General features: G+C 58.8%; 16 protein-coding genes. 9 read left to right on the forward strand and 7 right to left on the reverse strand.

The genetic code is table 11. The features are described 5' to 3' along the window. Positions 1-408: 408 nt before the first annotated feature. A complete protein-coding gene (locus CLV84_RS17270; protein ID WP_104421000.1) occupies positions 409-1,230 on the forward strand; it encodes a ZIP family metal transporter in 822 nt (273 codons plus the stop codon). A gap of 96 nt (positions 1,231-1,326) precedes the next feature. Here CLV84_RS17270 and CLV84_RS17275 read toward each other — a convergent pair whose 3' ends face one another. Further along, entirely contained in the window at positions 1,327-2,103 is a 777-nt protein-coding gene (locus CLV84_RS17275; RefSeq protein WP_104421001.1) for a ferritin-like domain-containing protein, read from the reverse strand. A 17-nt stretch (positions 2,104-2,120) separates the two neighbouring features. Beyond that, positions 2,121-2,834 carry a ferritin-like domain-containing protein gene (locus CLV84_RS17280; RefSeq protein ID WP_104421002.1) on the reverse strand — a complete coding sequence of 238 codons (714 nt, stop codon included), beginning with the start codon at positions 2,832-2,834 and terminating at the stop codon, positions 2,121-2,123. A gap of 132 nt (positions 2,835-2,966) precedes the next feature. Here CLV84_RS17280 and CLV84_RS17285 point away from each other — a divergent pair, with 132 nt between their 5' ends. Genes CLV84_RS17285 through CLV84_RS17300 form a run of 5 tightly spaced genes read left to right on the forward strand, consistent with a single transcriptional unit; the run spans position 2,967 to position 7,276 of the window. Further along, on the forward strand, positions 2,967-3,737 hold the full coding sequence (locus tag CLV84_RS17285; protein WP_104421003.1) for an SDR family oxidoreductase: 771 nt from the start codon (positions 2,967-2,969) through the stop codon (positions 3,735-3,737). Positions 3,738-3,779: 42 nt separating this feature from the next. Next, positions 3,780-3,941 carry a hypothetical protein gene (locus CLV84_RS21905; protein ID WP_170067756.1) on the forward strand — a complete coding sequence of 54 codons (162 nt, stop codon included), beginning with the start codon at positions 3,780-3,782 and terminating at the stop codon, positions 3,939-3,941. 36 nt (positions 3,942-3,977) lie between these two features. Then, a complete protein-coding gene (locus tag CLV84_RS17290; protein ID WP_146088847.1) occupies positions 3,978-4,259 on the forward strand; it encodes a biotin/lipoyl-containing protein in 282 nt (93 codons plus the stop codon). Continuing rightward, positions 4,256-5,722, forward strand: a complete 1,467-nt coding sequence (accC, locus tag CLV84_RS17295) for an acetyl-CoA carboxylase biotin carboxylase subunit (protein WP_104421005.1) — start codon at positions 4,256-4,258, stop codon at positions 5,720-5,722. The genes CLV84_RS17290 and accC overlap by 4 nt, the downstream gene beginning before the upstream one ends. Before the next feature lie 15 nt (positions 5,723-5,737). After that, positions 5,738-7,276, forward strand: a complete 1,539-nt coding sequence (locus CLV84_RS17300; protein ID WP_104421006.1) for an acyl-CoA carboxylase subunit beta — start codon at positions 5,738-5,740, stop codon at positions 7,274-7,276. Positions 7,277-7,305: 29 nt separating this feature from the next. Here CLV84_RS17300 and CLV84_RS17305 read toward each other — a convergent pair whose 3' ends face one another. Then, positions 7,306-7,572: a hypothetical protein gene (locus CLV84_RS17305; RefSeq protein ID WP_104421007.1), complete on the reverse strand. Its 267-nt coding sequence runs from the start codon at positions 7,570-7,572 to the stop codon at positions 7,306-7,308. 45 nt (positions 7,573-7,617) lie between these two features. Beyond that, the gene (locus CLV84_RS17310) at positions 7,618-8,895 is read right to left on the reverse strand and encodes a PQQ-dependent sugar dehydrogenase (RefSeq protein ID WP_104421008.1); all 1,278 of its coding nucleotides are present in this window, start codon (positions 8,893-8,895) and stop codon (positions 7,618-7,620) included. A 373-nt stretch (positions 8,896-9,268) separates the two neighbouring features. Here CLV84_RS17310 and CLV84_RS17315 point away from each other — a divergent pair, with 373 nt between their 5' ends. The 3 genes from CLV84_RS17315 (at position 9,269) to miaE (ending at position 13,575) form a co-directional block, all read left to right on the forward strand. Continuing rightward, positions 9,269-10,144 (forward strand): M57 family metalloprotease, encoded by an 876-nt coding sequence (locus CLV84_RS17315; protein WP_104421009.1) that lies wholly within the window; start codon positions 9,269-9,271, stop codon positions 10,142-10,144. A 267-nt stretch (positions 10,145-10,411) separates the two neighbouring features. Beyond that, positions 10,412-12,970 (forward strand): alpha-glucan family phosphorylase, encoded by a 2,559-nt coding sequence (gene glgP / locus CLV84_RS17320; protein ID WP_104421010.1) that lies wholly within the window; start codon positions 10,412-10,414, stop codon positions 12,968-12,970. Further along, on the forward strand, positions 12,967-13,575 hold the full coding sequence (miaE, locus tag CLV84_RS17325) for a tRNA-(ms[2]io[6]A)-hydroxylase (protein ID WP_104421011.1): 609 nt from the start codon (positions 12,967-12,969) through the stop codon (positions 13,573-13,575). Before glgP ends, miaE begins: the two co-directional genes overlap by 4 nt. Before the next feature lie 11 nt (positions 13,576-13,586). Here miaE and CLV84_RS17330 read toward each other — a convergent pair whose 3' ends face one another. The 3 genes from CLV84_RS17330 to CLV84_RS17335 all read right to left on the reverse strand — a co-directional run bounded on the left by CLV84_RS17330 (position 13,587) and on the right by CLV84_RS17335 (position 15,893). Then, entirely contained in the window at positions 13,587-14,702 is a 1,116-nt protein-coding gene (locus CLV84_RS17330; protein WP_104421012.1) for a multinuclear nonheme iron-dependent oxidase, read from the reverse strand. A gap of 8 nt (positions 14,703-14,710) precedes the next feature. Continuing rightward, positions 14,711-14,923, reverse strand: a complete 213-nt coding sequence (locus CLV84_RS21525) for a hypothetical protein (RefSeq protein ID WP_146088848.1) — start codon at positions 14,921-14,923, stop codon at positions 14,711-14,713. A 76-nt stretch (positions 14,924-14,999) separates the two neighbouring features. Further along, positions 15,000-15,893, reverse strand: a complete 894-nt coding sequence (locus tag CLV84_RS17335) for an MBL fold metallo-hydrolase (RefSeq protein ID WP_104421013.1) — start codon at positions 15,891-15,893, stop codon at positions 15,000-15,002. Positions 15,894-15,902 lie beyond the last annotated feature (9 nt).

Here is a 15,902-nt window from a genome sequence, read left to right on the forward strand (position 1 = left end):
AAACCAAAACCCCGGCCCGCGGCACCGCGCCGGCCCAACAATCCCCCGCCCCCGCGTCCTCAGCGCCCCGCAGGACCGAAGCGGTAATGCACATCGACAAGTAAGTCAGTCACCGCCGATTTGGCGATCGATGGCGCATGTCCCGCCGGATGGGGTACCGGATGGTCGCGGGTGAACCTCCCTTTCCAATCGGTTATCCGTACCGCAAAGCGGTGGGTATCGGATCGTCAGCACGCTTTTCGTTTTCCTTTTACTTGCCATGACGGCATCCGGCCTTTCGGGCTGGCTCCTACGGATTCGGGCCACGGCATAACCGATATAGGCGTTGATCCGCAGCAAACAGCTAAAAAAGTTAGTCTTATCAAACTTTAGAATTAGATTTGTAAAGAATTACTAAAATTCGCAGCTGTGGATATCATTATCAACTACCTCCAATCCATAGATCCCGTTTTGGCGGCATTTTACGCCTCCCTCTTCACCTGGATTCTGACCGCGGCCGGTGCGGCGCTGGTCTTCGTATTTCGGGGCATGAACCGGACCTTACTGGATGGTGCCCTCGGGTTCACGGGAGGAGTGATGGTGGCCGCCAGTTTCTGGAGCTTGCTGGCACCGGGTATCGAGATGAGTCCCGGGGAAGGATTTACCAAGGTCGTTCCGTCGGCCGTGGGTTTTGCTGCGGGCGCCCTGTTCATCTTTGCCCTGGACAAAATCCTGCCTCACCTGCACATCAATTTCGATAAGAGCGAGGCGGAAGGTTTGCAATCAACCTGGCGCCGTACGACGCTCCTGGTATTGGCGATCACGCTGCATAATATTCCCGAAGGGCTCGCGGTGGGTGTCCTCTTCGGGGGGGTGGCAGCGGGTATGCCGGGGGCTTCGATCGGGGCCGCGGTCGCCCTGGCCGTAGGTATCGGAATCCAGAATTTCCCAGAGGGACTAGCCGTTTCCATGCCGCTGCGCCGTCAGGGGGTCAGTCCCTTTAAGTCCTGGTGGTACGGCCAGCTGTCCGCGGCGGTCGAACCGGTGGCGGCGGTAGCGGGTGCGGTGGCGGTCACGTTTTTCACCCCCCTCCTACCCTATGCCCTGGCTTTCGCGGCCGGCGCGATGATCTTCGTGGTGATCGAAGAAGTGGTTCCCGAAACCCAACTGGAGGCGAACACCGATATTGCCACCCTCGGCTTCGTGCTTGGATTCATCGTGATGATGACGCTGGACGTCGGGCTGGGTTAGGGCAAAAAAAAACACGCTGAGATCCGGCGGATCCCAGCGTATCGCTATGTGTGTCAAGTCTAATATGCTTACCCCGCTCGCGGGCGGAGGGAATCGTTAAGCCTGAATGAAGAGGGACGCAATGTCCAGCACGGCCTGCTTACCCAGCGGCTCGTCGAATGATTCGGTGATCTGCCCCCGATCTACGGAGGATACGCTCGTCACGTCTACCCCCAACTGGGTGACTTGATCTTCTCCCGCGTACACGGCATCGGCCGGCGCGGCACCGGTTGTATTCATGGCGTTGGTGATCCATCCTTTAGACCCGCGCATGCGTCGAATCATGGAAGCATGACGCGCTTCGACGGAGTGGATCTGCAGGGCGGCGGTTAGCACGTCGCCATTGCCCATGAGGTTACCTGCCTGTCCTTTGTAAGCACGCACACCGGTATCTTCGAACGCCTGAGCTACGGCCATGAACGTTTCCGTGTTCGAGAAAATGTTGGCAAAGGCTCCGTTGGCGGTAAAGTCGAAAGCGGGTTTTTCAACGGGTGTGCCGCCACTACCACTGATGGCGCTACGCAGGAATTCCACGTGGGCGGTTTCATGCTGACCAATGAGGGCGATGGTTTCCCGCATGTCGCCGGTGAGCAGTCCGTCGCTGTCCAGGCCCATCGCATAGTATTCCGCCTCGAGGTATTCGAGGGTAAGTGCGAAATTCAGGACGTCGACGACGGTATCGCCGCTGGCCTGGGCGCGGGCGCGACCGGGGGCGAAGAAAGCCGCGAGCGGCATAGCCACGGTGGCCGCCTTGCCAAGGGTCCGACCGAGCTCGCCAAAGGCGGCGCGGCGGTCGATGGCGTGGGGTTGATCGATAATATTAAGCAGTTTCATGGTTTTTACTTTTTGGGTTATTGGGGAAGTCCGCTGGCGTCGAGCGGGGTGACGACGTAGGTACCGGCAATCGCGAGCACCTCTGCGGGCGTGCGGGCCAAATCGAGACCGTTGCTGTCGACGACCTGGCTATTGGCGAAGGCCGTGGGGTTGCCGTTTGCATTCAGCGTACGGATAGCGGCGGCGTGACGGGCCTCTACGCTGACGATCTTACCGGCAGCGAGGAGGTAGTTCGGGTCGGTAAGGAGACGGCCGGCGCCGTTGTACGCGCTGACGCCAAGGTCTTCGAAGGCCTGAGCGGTCCCCAGTACACTGTCGCGGCTATCGAAGTCGATGCTGCTGAAGTCTACTTCCAGGGCGGGGATGGCCGTTCCGACGGAACTGATGGCGGTCGACAGGAAATCGACGTGCGCCCGTTCGTGGGCCTCGAGGTCCCGCATCACTTGCTGCTCGTCGGCATTAGCCGAACTGAAGTAGCCGCCCTGCAGAACCATAGCGTAAAAGGCCGCTTCCAGTTGTTCGAGGGCGAAGGCGTAGTTGAGGACGCCGACATCGCCGGTACCGAGGCTGACCCTGTCGTCGACCATAACGATGTCGTCGTCATCCGCACAGCCGGCTAGAAAGAGGCTGGCGGCGGCGACGCCGTATCCGGATTTGCGGAGAAAATTTCTCCGGCTGTGGGGGGAGCGGTCGGAAACCACCCGGGAAGTGGAAAATTTTGGTGTTTTCATGTGGTGAATTGGTTTTAGGTAGGTACGGGGGTACTCCCGAATCGGATTCACCCGGGACGCATTTTTCTACCCGCGCTCCGCCGCAAGCCACCGCGAAGACCAAATCCCGCCAAAGTTTACTAGGTTGCGAACATGAATATCTCGGAAAAGACCGCCATCATTACCGGAGGAGCCTCCGGCCTCGGCGAAGCCACCGCCCGCCACTTCCATTCGCTCGGCGCTAACGTCGCCATCTTCGATGTGAACGTCTATCGGGGCCTGGCGATCAGCCAGGAGCTCGGCAGCCGTTGCAGTTTTTACGACGTGGACGTCACCGGCGACGGCTCCGTTGCCAAGGCCATGGCGCGGGTGGTTGAGAAGTATGGCGGCGTCCACATCTGCTGCAATTATGCCGGGATCGCCCCAGCCGTCAAAACCCTGGGACGCGACGGTCCCGGCGACCTGGAGCTGTTCACCAAGGTCATTCACATCAACCTGATCGGTACGTTCAACGTCGCGCGGCTAGCCGCCCACGAAATGGCCAAGAATACCCCCGTCGACGAAGACGGTAGCCGCGGCGTCATAATCAATACGGCCTCGGTCGCGGCCTACGAGGGCCAGATCGGACAGGCGGCCTACAGCGCTTCCAAGGGAGGCGTAGCGAGCATGACCCTGACGATGGCCCGCGACCTGGCCCGCAATGGCATCCGCGTGAACGCCATCGCTCCGGGACTCATCCACACCCCCATGTTTGACGCTTTTCCGCAAGAAGTATACAACTCGCTATCCCGCCAGCCCCTCTACCCCGTCCGACTCGGCAAGCCCGAAGAGGTGGCCCGGCTGGCGCAGCACCTGGTCGAAAACAACTACATGAACGGGGAAGTGGTGCGGATGGACGCGGGCATCCGGATGCAGGCAAAATGATCCGGTTTGGCCATGCCAGAGAAAAGAACTAGGTTGCCCGCCATGGAAAACTACACCGCTACCGTCGCGGAGGCATCCTTCGCCATCGACGGAGAGGAACTCCGCCAACTCGACATCGTCGGTCCCTTCGGGGGCAGTTACCACCTACTCCGTGGTGGCAAGAGCTACCGCTGTCGGCTGGTGGCGTTGGACCGCAACGCCTAATCGGTCACCGTATCGGTCGAAAACCGGCCATTCGAGGTGGTGCTCTCCGATAACTACGACTTGCTGGTGGAGCGCTTGGGCCTGTCGGTGAACGTGGAGGCCGCGACCAACGAGGTCACCGCCCCCATGCCAGGCCTGATCCTCGAGGTGCTGGTGGAAGTCGGCCAGGAAGTGACCGGTGGCACGCCCCTCCTGGTGCTCGAAGCGATGAAGATGGAAAACGTCCTTAAGGCCGATGGTGAGGGTACGGTGAAAGCGATTCGCGTCAGTAAAGGCGACGCCGTCGATAAGCGGCAGCTGCTAATCGAAATGGAATGAAGAAACTACTCGTAGCCAACCGCGGCGAGATCGCGCTGCGCATCATGCGTACGGCGCGAAAAATGGGCATCGCCACGGTGGCCGTGTACTCTGACGCCGACCGCCGGGCACCCCACGTCCGGTTCGCCGACGAAGCCGTTCACCTCGGCCCGCCTCCCTCCGCGAAGTCGTACCTCGACATGGACAAGGTAATCGCCGCGGCAACCTCTACCGGGGCCGACGGCATCCACCCCGGTTACGGGTTCCTGAGCGAAAACGCCGCCTTCGCCCGTAAGGTCGACGCCGCCGGGATCACCTTCATCGGCCCGCGACCCCACGCCATCGAGGTGATGGGCAACAAGCTCGCGGCGAAGGAAACCGTCAGTCATTACGACATTCCCATGGTGCCCGGTCTCGACGAGGCGGTCAAGGATCCCGAGCGAGCAAAGGCGGTTGCGAAGCAGATCGGCTTCCCCATTCTGATCAAGGCCGCCGCCGGGGGTGGCGGGAAGGGGATGCGGGTCGTGGAATCCGAAGACCAGCTGGAGGAGCAAATGGACCGGGCCATCAGCGAGGCGGAAAGCGCCTTCGGTGACGGTTCCGTCTTCATCGAAAAGTACATCGGGTCGCCGCGCCACATCGAGATTCAGGTACTGGCCGATACCCACGGCAACTGCGTCCACCTCTTCGAAAGAGACTGCAGCATCCAGCGCCGGCACCAAAAGGTAGTGGAAGAGGCCCCCTCCGCCGCCGTTTCACCCGCGCTCCGGCGCAAAATGGGGGAAGCCGCCGTGCTGGTGGCCAAATCCTGTGACTACGTCGGCGCCGGTACGGTGGAGTTTCTCCTTGACGCCGACGAGCGTTTCTACTTTCTGGAGATGAACACCCGCCTCCAGGTGGAGCACCCCGTCACCGAGTTGATCACCGGCATCGACCTGGTAGAACAGCAGATCCGGGTCGCTCGTGGCGAGCGGCTTGCCTTCGCCCAGCACGAGTTGACCATCGACGGCCATGCCCTCGAACTACGGGTTTACGCCGAAGATCCGCTCAATAATTTCCTGCCGAGTATCGGCACGCTCACGACCTACCGCCCCCCGACCGAGGGTGCCCGCGTCGACGATGGGTTCGAAGAAGGAATGGAGGTACCCATCCACTACGACCCGATGATCGCCAAGCTGATCACCCACGGTACCACCCGCGCCGAAGCCATCGAACGGATGCTGCGGGCCATCGAGGACTACCGCATCGAGGGGATCGACACCACCTTGCCCTTCGGCCGCTTTGTCTTCCAGAGCGATGCGTTTCGCTCCGGCGACTTCGATACCCACTACGTCAAGCAGCACTATACCCCCGAGCGCATTGCCGCGGCCGACCACGATATTACGGAAGTAGCCGCTCTGTTCGCCGCCTTCGTTTACGAGCGCGACTCCGGCAAACTTACCGTTCCCAACCCCGGCTCCCCCGCCTGGCAGCGCCGCCATTAAACCCCGAACCAACTTATGGATACCTACGCCAAACTGGCCGATAAACTCGCCAAAGCCGAATTGGGCGGCGGGCAGGCCCGCATCGATAAACAACACGAAAAAGGAAAACTCACCGCCCGGGAGCGCGTCCACTTGCTGCTGGACCCCGAAAGCTTCGAGGAGGTCGGTGCGCTGGTCACGCACCGAACGACTGACTTCGACATGCAGGAGCAGGTTTTTTACGGTGACGGGGTGATCACCGGCTACGGGACGATCCAGGGGCGGCTGGTCTATGTCTTCGCCCAGGACTTTACCGTCTTCGGCGGATCCCTCTCGGAAACCCACGCCGAGAAAATCTGTAAGATCATGGATATGGCCGTCAAGACGGGTGCCCCCCTGATCGGACTGAACGACAGCGGAGGGGCCCGCATCCAGGAGGGCGTCCGTTCCCTGGGGGGCTACGCCGATATCTTTTACCGCAACGTGCAGGCTTCGGGCGTCATCCCGCAGTTGTCGGCCATCATGGGCCCCTGCGCCGGCGGCGCCGTCTATTCCCCGGCCATGACCGACTTCACCCTCATGGTCGAAAACACGAGCTACATGTTCGTGACCGGCCCGAACGTCGTGAAAACGGTCACCAACGAAACGGTCACCAGCGAGGAGCTCGGGGGCGCCTCCACCCACTCCACCAAGTCGGGCGTCACCCACCTTACCGCTCCGAACGACGTGGCTTGCCTCCACCAGCTACGGAGACTCCTGAGTTACCTGCCGCAAAATTGCGAGGAAAAACCCACTTACCTACCCTACGAACTGGGTACCGAAGTTCGCGACGAGCTGGAAGGCATCGTGCCGGACAACCCCAACGTGCCCTATGATATGCGCGAAGTGATCGCGGGCATCATCGATCCGGACAGCTTCATGGAAATCCACGAACGCTACGCGGAAAATATCGTGGTGGGGTTCGCCCGACTGGCCGGCCGCAGCATCGGTATCATCGCCAACCAGCCGTATAGTTTGGCCGGCGTACTTGACGTCGATAGCAGCAAAAAAGCCGCTCGCTTCACCCGGACCTGCGACTGCTTCAATGTACCTCTCCTGGTACTGGTCGACGTGCCCGGCTTCCTGCCCGGTACCGACCAAGAGTGGAGCGGCATCATCACCAACGGGGCCAAGTTATTATACGCTCTGAGCGAAGCCACGGTACCGCGGGTTACCGTCATTACCCGCAAGGCCTACGGCGGCGCCTACGATGTGATGAATTCGAAACACATCGGAGCGGACTTCAATTTCGCCTGGCCCGGCGCGGAGATTGCGGTAATGGGGGCGAAGGGGGCTACCGAGATCATCTTCCGCCGGGAAATCACCTCGGCCAATGACCCCGACGCCAAACTGGCGGAAAAAGAGGCCGAGTACGCCGAAACTTTCGCCAATCCGTACCGCGCGGCCCAGCGCGGTTTCATCGACGAGGTGATCTACCCCCGCGATACCCGCCGGAAACTTATCCGGGCCTACGCATCCCTGGAAAACAAAGTTACCGTGCTACCCAAAAAGAAGCACGGTAACATTCCACTGTAGGGGGCGCCGGAGCGCAGGTGTAAGGAAGGTCAGGCGCGACGACGACTACGGGCACCTCCGCCGAGGATCCCCAGGTCGGCCAGGACTGCGATGACCAGTCCGATCGTCTGCACCGACTCACTGAAGTAGAATTCGGAAATCCCGTACCACAGCGTCGTCAGCGGCAGGAAAATCAGTCCCAGGATCAGGTAAAGGATGTTCCCGAAGGCGTTACCGAACCAGGTGGTGAAGAACCAGAGCAGTACGATAATCAGTCGGGGAAAGAAAATGCCGATGGCGAGGAAGAAGCAGGGCATGGAAGTTGCGTTTAACGGGCTATAACCACAATAGGGGTGATTTGCTTACTTGGTGTCCGCAACGACTCGCCATACGATACCGGCGTCATCGTCACAGACCAGTAGGCTTCCGTCGGTATGCAGGCTTACCCCCACCGGCCGGCCCCAGACCTGGCCCGCGTCTGCATCGGCAATGAAGCCGGTGAGGAAATCTTCCGGCTGCTGAGGGTTGCCCGCATCGTCGAAGGGAACGAACACTACTTTGTACCCGGTGAAGTTCGAGCGGTTCCAACTTCCGTGCTGGCCAACGAAGGCCCCGTTACGGTACTCTTCCGGAAAAGCTTCGCCGGTGTAAAATGCCAGTCCCAAACTCGCCGTGTGCGGTCCCAGGGGAACGTCGGGCACCAGTGCCTGGGCCACCATATCTGGGTGCGAGTCTTCGGCCCAGCGGGGATCCTCGATCTGGCCGTAGTAGCTGAAGGGCCAGCCGTAGAAGGCGCCTTCTTCGACGCTGGTCAGGTAATCGGGTACCAGATTATCGCCGAGTTTATCGCGCTCGTTGACGGCCGTCCACAGTTCTCCGGTGATGGGGTTCCAGTCCATACCAACGGGGTTGCGCAGGCCGGTGGCGTACTCCCGCATGCCGCTGCCGTCCGGGTTGATTTCTAAAATCGTGGCACGGTTTTCCTCCGCTTCCAGTCCGTTTTCACCGACGTTGCTACCGGACCCTACGGAGACGTAAATCTTTTCCCCTTCCTTACCGGCGAGGAGATTTCGCGTCCAGTGGTTGTTGTAGCCGCGGGGAGGCGTTTGGAGAATGGGCTCACCGGCATCGGGGTCGAGGGTTGGCTGCCCGGTTTCGTACGGAAAGCGGACGGTAGCGTCGGTGTTGGCTACGTAAAAGTAGCCATCCAGGATAAGCATACCGAAGGGCTGATTCAGCTCCTCGATCAGCACTTCCCGCCGATCGACGGTGCCGTCACCATCCTCATCGATGAGCCGTTGGATGCGATCGGCGCTGTTGCGGGTATTGCTTTCCACCACGAACACCTCTCCCGCCGGGGACACGTAGGTGGAGCGGGGATGCCGGAGGTCGTCGGCGAAGCGATGCACGCGAAAGCCGGCCGGGGCGGTGGGGGTCTTTCCCTCCGGCCATTCGACGATCTCGCTCAGCTTAACGGCGGATTCGGTGGTGAAGGGACTGGGTAGCTCCAGGGGGCCGATGGCGGTCTCCACCGTAACGGCCGGCTGTCGGGCCAGGGCTTCCTTGCGTTCGTCGCTGACCTGGGAGGCACAGGCGTTCAGCAGGAAGAGTGACGTGAAGGTGGTTAGTATGATTTTCATAGTATACAGAACACGAGCTGCTGCCGGGGGAGTTCGACCGCCACTTCAGTTATGTAGCCGAGTTATACGGAGAGGTTTCGCCAAGTGCCGGGCGGGCCATTCTTCCGAGTGGCTTTTTATTGTCGAGGCAAATTTTAAGGAGGCAACAATTTTTTTCCCCAAATAATTGCAATTGTGGATTGTCGATGTAACTTGCATTAACCTAAACTCACTAATCCTAACACCCACCCGCGGACGCACGCCCGCCATGGAGCCAATCCGCTCCTCTACCCGACTTTTCTCAACATCTTCATCCATTGCGCCACGCAACGCTCCTTGACGGTTTTGCATCCGACTGGCCGCGCCGTGTCGTAACCTAACCCATACCTATACCATGCGATTACCTTTACTCATTTTTCCCGCCCTCTTTGCCTTCGCGCTATCGTCCTGTTCGGAAGAGAGCGTCCTTTCCCCGGAGCCGGCCAAACCTGCCTCCGGATTCCTGGTCGACCAAAACGAGGACGGCCACGTAGCGATGCCCGACCTGGGTTTGGAAGCCCCCGTCATTGCCCACGTAGAAGGGCACAGCGCCCACTACGAAAGTGCCGAACGCATCGAGGTTACCCGTCCGGACGGTACCGTGGAGACCCGCTACCTGGTAGACAACGACATCGAACTTACCAAGGACCAACTGCGGGAGCTTCAGGCGATGGATGCCGCGCTGGAGAAACAGTACCGCACCAACAATTTGGCGACCGACAACCGGATCAGTGTCATCGGCTACACGGGGAGCGGCAACGCGCTAACCAGTAAAATGCAGACCGCCCTGCAGTGGGCAATCGACAACTACAATGCCCTCAACACCAACAAGCAGTTCACCCTGACCTTCGGTTCGGGAACGAACGCTGACATTGTTGTCTACCGCAACACCACCAATAACGGTGCCGGTGGGGTTGCCGGCTTCCCCAGCGGAGGCCGTCCTTACAAGTGGGTGCAGATCTACAACGGAATGGAAAGCTACGATACGAACACCAACGAGCACGTGATTACCCATGAGATTGGCCACTGTATGGGTTTGCGGCATACCGACTGGTTCAGCCGGGAATCGTGCCGACAGAGTGGAGAATCGGCCGGCTCGGACGGTGCGGTCCTGATACCGGGTACACCCTCCGGTTTTGACCCGAATTCCGTCATGCTGTCCTGCTTCAGCAGTGGAGAGGACGGAGAGTTCGGCTATTACGACCGGGTGGCACTGGAATATCTATACTGATCCCAAGGCTTTAATTGGCTAACCGAGCCCGCATTCCGAATGGAATGCGGGCTTTGTTTGTAGATGCCACCATATTATCGCATTTTTGGAATGGTTACGAAGAACAACTTGTGGCAGCCCAAGCCGGATCGCTGCGTTACCGGATTCCAATTAATGGCCGCTAGCCGTAAACACGTTGTTCCATATTCCGTACGTTACCATATACGACGTGTCGAACTGGCCGTCAGTTTTCTATCGACCACCCACCCTACAAAGCCTTTACGCTGCATGACTATTACCACTACCCAATCGGAAATGAAGTTGAAACGCATATTTATTCAGCCTCAGATTCCGCAGGAACTAGCGGCACTCAACCGAATGAGCCACAATATCTTGTGGTCCTGGATAGCACAAGTATCGGAGCTATTCAGCAGTATCGATCCCCAGCTCTTTACCGAACTGAATTACAATCCCGTAGCGCTACTCGAAAATTTGCCACCGGCACGACTCAACGAGCTGGCCGGGGACAAGGACTTCTTGAAGCGGCTCGCGTCCGCCGAAGAGGCCTTCGATGCGTATCTGGCGGAACCGATGAAGAAGGACCTTCCTCGCATCGCCTATTTCAGTATGGAATATGGGCTACACATTAGCCTGAAGTTGTACAGTGGCGGTCTTGGGGTCCTGGCCGGTGATTACCTAAAGGAAGCGAGTGACAGCAACGTCGATCTGTTCGGGGTGGGATTACTCTACCGATACGGATATTTCAACCAGGGCCTGAGCATGAACGGCGATCAGCTGCACCACTACCCCGCTCAGAAATTTACCCAGCTCCCCGTGGAGCCAGTGCGGCGCGACGACGGCAACTGGCTGAAGGTGTCCGTGGGGATCAAGGGACGCATGGTCCAGGCCAAGGTTTGGAGCCTGGCCATTGGCCGGATCAAGCTTTATCTGCTGGACACGGACCACGAGGATAACGCACCCGAGGATCGCGCCCTAACCCACCAACTTTACGGTGGCGACAACGAGCACCGCCTAAAGCAAGAGATCCTCCTCGGCATCGGCGGGGTGCGCGCCATCGAAGAGATGGGGCTGAACCCGGACATCTACCACCTTAACGAAGGACACGCCGGATTTTTGAGTCTGGAGCGGCTGAAGAATTACGTAGCTGCGGGACTTTCCTTCCCCGAAGCCCGGGAAATGGTTCGTGCTTCCAGCCTCTATACCACTCACACGCCCGTACCGGCGGGTCACGACCATTTTCCGGAGCATTTGATGCGGGATTACCTGTACAACTACGCCACCGATCTGGCCATTGAATGGCCGGAATTTATGGCGCTGGGCCGGCTCGACCCCGACGATCACGGCGAGGACTTCAACATGTCCAAACTCAGCATCCGCCTGTCCCAACGGGTCAACGGGGTATCGAAGCTACACGGCAAGGTGAGTCAGGAGATGTTCACGGAGCTATTTCCCGGCTATACGGCCGAAGAGGTGCACATAGGCTACGTGACGAACTCCGTGCATTATCCGACCTGGATAGCCAACAGCATGCACGAACTGTTCTCTACCACCTTCGGTAAGGACTGGGTTCGGGACCAGAGCAACAAGGACATCTGGCGGAAGGTCCACAAAATCGACGATAAGGCACTTTTTGATACCCGCCACGTACTCAAGGTGCGGCTATTGAATTACGTACGGGAAAAGCTCAAAGTGGACATGCGGCGGCGCGGCGAATCACCGCGTACGACTTTTGATATCTTGAGCAAAATCAACGAGAAAGCGCTCGTCCTCGGTTTCGCTCGGCGGTTTGCTACCTACAAGCGTGCCACGCTGCTGTTCAATAATCGCGACCGGTTACGCGAACTGGTGAATCGCAAGGATCAACCCGTTATCTTCTTATTTGCCGGCAAGGCCCACCCCGCCGACCATGGAGGGCAGGACCTCATCCGCCAGATCGTCCAGATCAGTAAAGAGCCCGAATTCGCCGGTAAGATCATCTTCCTCGAAGACTATAACATGGAGATGGCCAAGCTTCTGACCCAGGGTGTCGACATCTGGCTGAACACCCCCACCCGACCGCTGGAAGCTTCCGGCACCTCGGGCATGAAGGCGGCCATGAACGGATCGGTGAATTTCTCCGTACTCGACGGATGGTGGGCCGAAGGGTACCGCCCCGATGCCGGCTGGGCCCTGCCCCTCGAGCGGACCTACGACGATCAGCACCTACAGAACGAGTTGGACGCCGAAACCATGTACAGCATTCTCGAAGAGGAGATTATCCCCCTCTACTTCGACCGCGATGAAAGCGGCATTAGTAAGGGATGGATGGGGTACGTCAAGCAGATTATCGCCGAAGTAGCCCCTTACTTTACGATGAAGCGGATGATGGACGACTACTTCGAGCGGTTTTACCTGCCGCTGGGGCAAAGCGCGCGCACCGTCCGGCAGGACAATCAGAAAAAAGCTAAGGCCTACGCCGCGTGGAAGGAGGCCACTGCGGCAGGTTGGTCCGAGCTGGAAACGATCGAGAACAATACCCTCGACACCGTCAACTATGCCTTGCCCGTCGGGGAGAATTTCAGTGCCGAAGTAGTTATCGCCACCAATGGTATCGACCCCGACCATCTTGTCCTCGAAGCCTTATTCTACCAACGCATGGACGAGGAAACGATCAAACTGCGCCGTACCCAGGCTTTCGAGCGCGTGGCCTCCACTAACGGTACGGCCACCTTCCGGCTATCGGTGGATCCGCACCTCGCCGGGGTTTACGAATACGGCTTCCGGATGCGGCCGGTGCATGACATGATGCCGCATCCCCAGGACCTCAATCTGGTATACTGGGTATGATAGAAGACGCAGCTACCGTACAAATGCTTCATCTCCGCCTGCCGACCGACCCCCGGTGGGTCAACTTGGCGGAGATGGACCTGGGAGAAATACTGACCGATCACGCCTACTGCGAACAGAAGGCTGCCACCAGCTGCATCTCGTTGATCCAGGGCTACCCGGATCGGAAGGAACTGGTCCGGGAATTAGCCCCGATCGTTACCGAGGAATGGGGCCACTTTCGGGCGGTACTCGCCGAAATGGATCGCCGCGGGCTGGAGCTCGGCAGGCAGCGTAAGGACGAATACGTCAACGCCCTACTTGACTTCGCACCGAAGGGTCGAGGTCGGGATGCGGCCCTCCTGGAGCGACTGCTCATCTTTGCGCTGATAGAGGCACGCAGCTGTGAACGGTTTCGACTGATGAGCCTGTACGTTTCGGACGCGGACCTGCGTAAATGGTACCACAAATTCATGGTAGCCGAAGCGGGACATTACGTGCTCTTTATCGAGTTGGCCCGTAAGTATTTTCCCCGCGACCAGGTCGATGTCCGCTGGAAAGAATACCTGGCTTACGAGGCCGAAGTACTACAGAAACTAGAGGTTCGCGGCGACCGCATGCACTGATCGGGGCCAATCTACCGCCACTTACGGGCGATTTTCCAGGCGGTTTCCAGCATATACGGGGACCAATTCTCCATCTGCCAGGCAGAATTTGCCAAACTGGAGTTACTCAGCCGGTCTTGCACCTCCGCCAAGGTAGATGAGGTTTCCAGAATAGTGCTCAATTCCTGCTGCTCGTTGGCTAGAGCCCTATCCTGTAGTGGCGGATGGGTGATGGGGGAAGTATTGGGTAAGCAAGGTGCCGGGCGATCATTCACTGGCTGCTGAACCATCGCCGTACAGACCGACGTCATCCGGTCAAAGTCCGCCTGAAACCCGAGCTGGGCTTCGGTTTCGCGCAGTGCGGAGCCTAACTGCTCCAGCACGACGAATTTGAGATTCGAGCACCGGGGCGCGATCTCGTGGAGTAGGTGGAATACCTCATCCGGCACCCGTTCGTCGTGGGTATCCCGGCGCACCCGACCGGTGGGTGCATCATGGTGGAAATCCCAGCTACCCCCCGAAAGATGCATCTCCCGCACCCGTTCCAGGGGAATGTGCCGTAGTAATTCCTCCAGGTCGAGGGAAAAATTGTGTAGCTGACAGTAAAGATTATGGAGGTCCAGAATCAGCAAACCGTCGATGGGCTGTACGAGCTGATCCAGGAAGGCGTACTGCCGGAAGACATCATCGGCGGAATAAGCAAATGCCAGGTTTTCCAATCCCACCGGGCATCTGGCGGCGTCGTGGAGTCGATGGAGCCGATCCTGGCCGATCCGTAAGGTGGATTGCGTAAGGGGCGGAGCGATAGGCGCGCCGCGGTGAAAGTTGGCACCGGTAAGGAAACCGAAGTGTTCGGTAACGTGATCGAAGGGAAAGGCCTCAACCGTGTGGGCCAGCCGGTCCAGATAGTTACGCTGATCTTCGCTCCAGGCGCCGGAACAGACGGAATAGAAGATGCCATGACCGATTAGCCTGCCTTCCGCGGCGAAGGCCTTCAACAATGCAGCAAACCACTCCGGAAGGGTTTCATATTGATAGACGGCGTCGTACGACCACTCCAAACCCGACACCGTTCCTGCTTCGAGTAACGGCAGCGCGGTGCTAAGCAGCTGGTGGTCAAGGTTGCAGGCAAGGGAGGGATAGGTCATGGACTCGTTTATCCCATTCCGCAAGCAGGACAGCTATCTCCGTAGTCCGGCCAGTAGGCTTCGGGAGTGGCGTTGACGCACTCACCGACGCAATTATCGGTACAACCTTCCACGCAATCGTCGGGGTCGAGTTCCATCTTAGTCTCCTCGCTACAGGAGGGGGCAAGGCCGACCGTAAGTCCTAGGGCAATGGATTGAAGAAGCAATTTATTGAGTTGCATAACGGGGCTTTGCCCGTACAGACGGTAAGGACCGGTTCCGCCGTTGGCGTCTTATGCGGCTAATTTGAATCTATCATCAATGCAGACGTTCGTCGCGCTTCCGTAACCAGCGCAGCAAACCCGTTACGCTCATGTACGGCGGATTGGCAGCTAGGTAGCTTTCGAGGTCGTCGTCACCTACCCCGTGGGCGGTCAGTTCTTCGGTGACGTATTGCTTGAACATCGGCTCGATGGTTTCGGCCGAGGCACCGTCACGGTAGTAGGGTTCCATCCAGTCAACGTAGCCTTCCAGCCGTTGCAGGAGTTCATCCAGGTGGTCGTCGGTATCCGTGATTCGCCCGTAGTGGGTGAGAAAGAATTCCGAGGCGTTCAGCGACCGTAATCGTTCGATGGAGGCGCGCCAGGCATCGGCATCGAAATCCGGTGGTGGGCAGGGAGGGACGACCGGCCCGTTTGCGATACGACACCCACCGACGTCGCCGGTAAATACGGAACGGCCCAGTTGCCAGGCAAGGTGGTGGCTGGCGTGGCCCGGGGTGTGGTGACCGACCCACTGGCGGCCACCGATCGTTAGCTGCTGACGGTCTTCTACGGCCTGAATCCGCTCCGGATCGATACGTTCCATTTTTCCCCATAGCGTATCCATCCGATCGCCGTAAATCTGGCGGGCGGAATCGTACAATCTTTCGGGGGAGATCATGTGCTTTAGTCCACGAGGGTGTACGTACACTTGCGTTCCCTGTTGAGCCCACCACCACGCGGCTCCCGCGTGGTCGAAATGGATGTGGGACAACAACAGCGTGTGCACCCGGTCCGGCGAGGCACCGATCGCTTCCAATCCAGCCAACAACTTATGATGGGTGGAAAATGGTCCACATTCTACCAGGGTATACCCCTGATCATCCGGGATGGCGAACGCGGCAATCGCTTTAGGTTTATTTAGGAATAGCAGATCAATTGTATTAACCATTTTGAGAAA

The organism is Neolewinella xylanilytica, from assembly GCF_002934605.1.
Lineage (GTDB): Bacteria > Bacteroidota > Bacteroidia > Chitinophagales > Saprospiraceae > Neolewinella > Neolewinella xylanilytica.

What these genes read in the sequence shown, in the direction of transcription:
- glgP (WP_104421010.1), top strand. Translation starts at nt 10,412, where the DNA reads ATGACTATTACCACTACCCAATCGGAAATGAAGTTGAAACGCATATTT.
- CLV84_RS21525 (WP_146088848.1), bottom strand. Translation starts at nt 14,923, where the DNA reads ATGCAACTCAATAAATTGCTTCTTCAATCCATTGCCCTAGGACTTACG.
- CLV84_RS17330 (WP_104421012.1), bottom strand. Translation starts at nt 14,702, where the DNA reads ATGACCTATCCCTCCCTTGCCTGCAACCTTGACCACCAGCTGCTTAGC.
- CLV84_RS21905 (WP_170067756.1), top strand. Translation starts at nt 3,780, where the DNA reads ATGGAAAACTACACCGCTACCGTCGCGGAGGCATCCTTCGCCATCGAC.
- CLV84_RS17305 (WP_104421007.1), bottom strand. Translation starts at nt 7,572, where the DNA reads ATGCCCTGCTTCTTCCTCGCCATCGGCATTTTCTTTCCCCGACTGATT.
- CLV84_RS17285 (WP_104421003.1), top strand. Translation starts at nt 2,967, where the DNA reads ATGAATATCTCGGAAAAGACCGCCATCATTACCGGAGGAGCCTCCGGC.
- CLV84_RS17300 (WP_104421006.1), top strand. Translation starts at nt 5,738, where the DNA reads ATGGATACCTACGCCAAACTGGCCGATAAACTCGCCAAAGCCGAATTG.
- CLV84_RS17335 (WP_104421013.1), bottom strand. Translation starts at nt 15,893, where the DNA reads ATGGTTAATACAATTGATCTGCTATTCCTAAATAAACCTAAAGCGATT.
- CLV84_RS17310 (WP_104421008.1), bottom strand. Translation starts at nt 8,895, where the DNA reads ATGAAAATCATACTAACCACCTTCACGTCACTCTTCCTGCTGAACGCC.
- CLV84_RS17315 (WP_104421009.1), top strand. Translation starts at nt 9,269, where the DNA reads ATGCGATTACCTTTACTCATTTTTCCCGCCCTCTTTGCCTTCGCGCTA.
- accC (WP_104421005.1), top strand. Translation starts at nt 4,256, where the DNA reads ATGAAGAAACTACTCGTAGCCAACCGCGGCGAGATCGCGCTGCGCATC.
- CLV84_RS17280 (WP_104421002.1), bottom strand. Translation starts at nt 2,834, where the DNA reads ATGAAAACACCAAAATTTTCCACTTCCCGGGTGGTTTCCGACCGCTCC.
- miaE (WP_104421011.1), top strand. Translation starts at nt 12,967, where the DNA reads ATGATAGAAGACGCAGCTACCGTACAAATGCTTCATCTCCGCCTGCCG.
- CLV84_RS17275 (WP_104421001.1), bottom strand. Translation starts at nt 2,103, where the DNA reads ATGAAACTGCTTAATATTATCGATCAACCCCACGCCATCGACCGCCGC.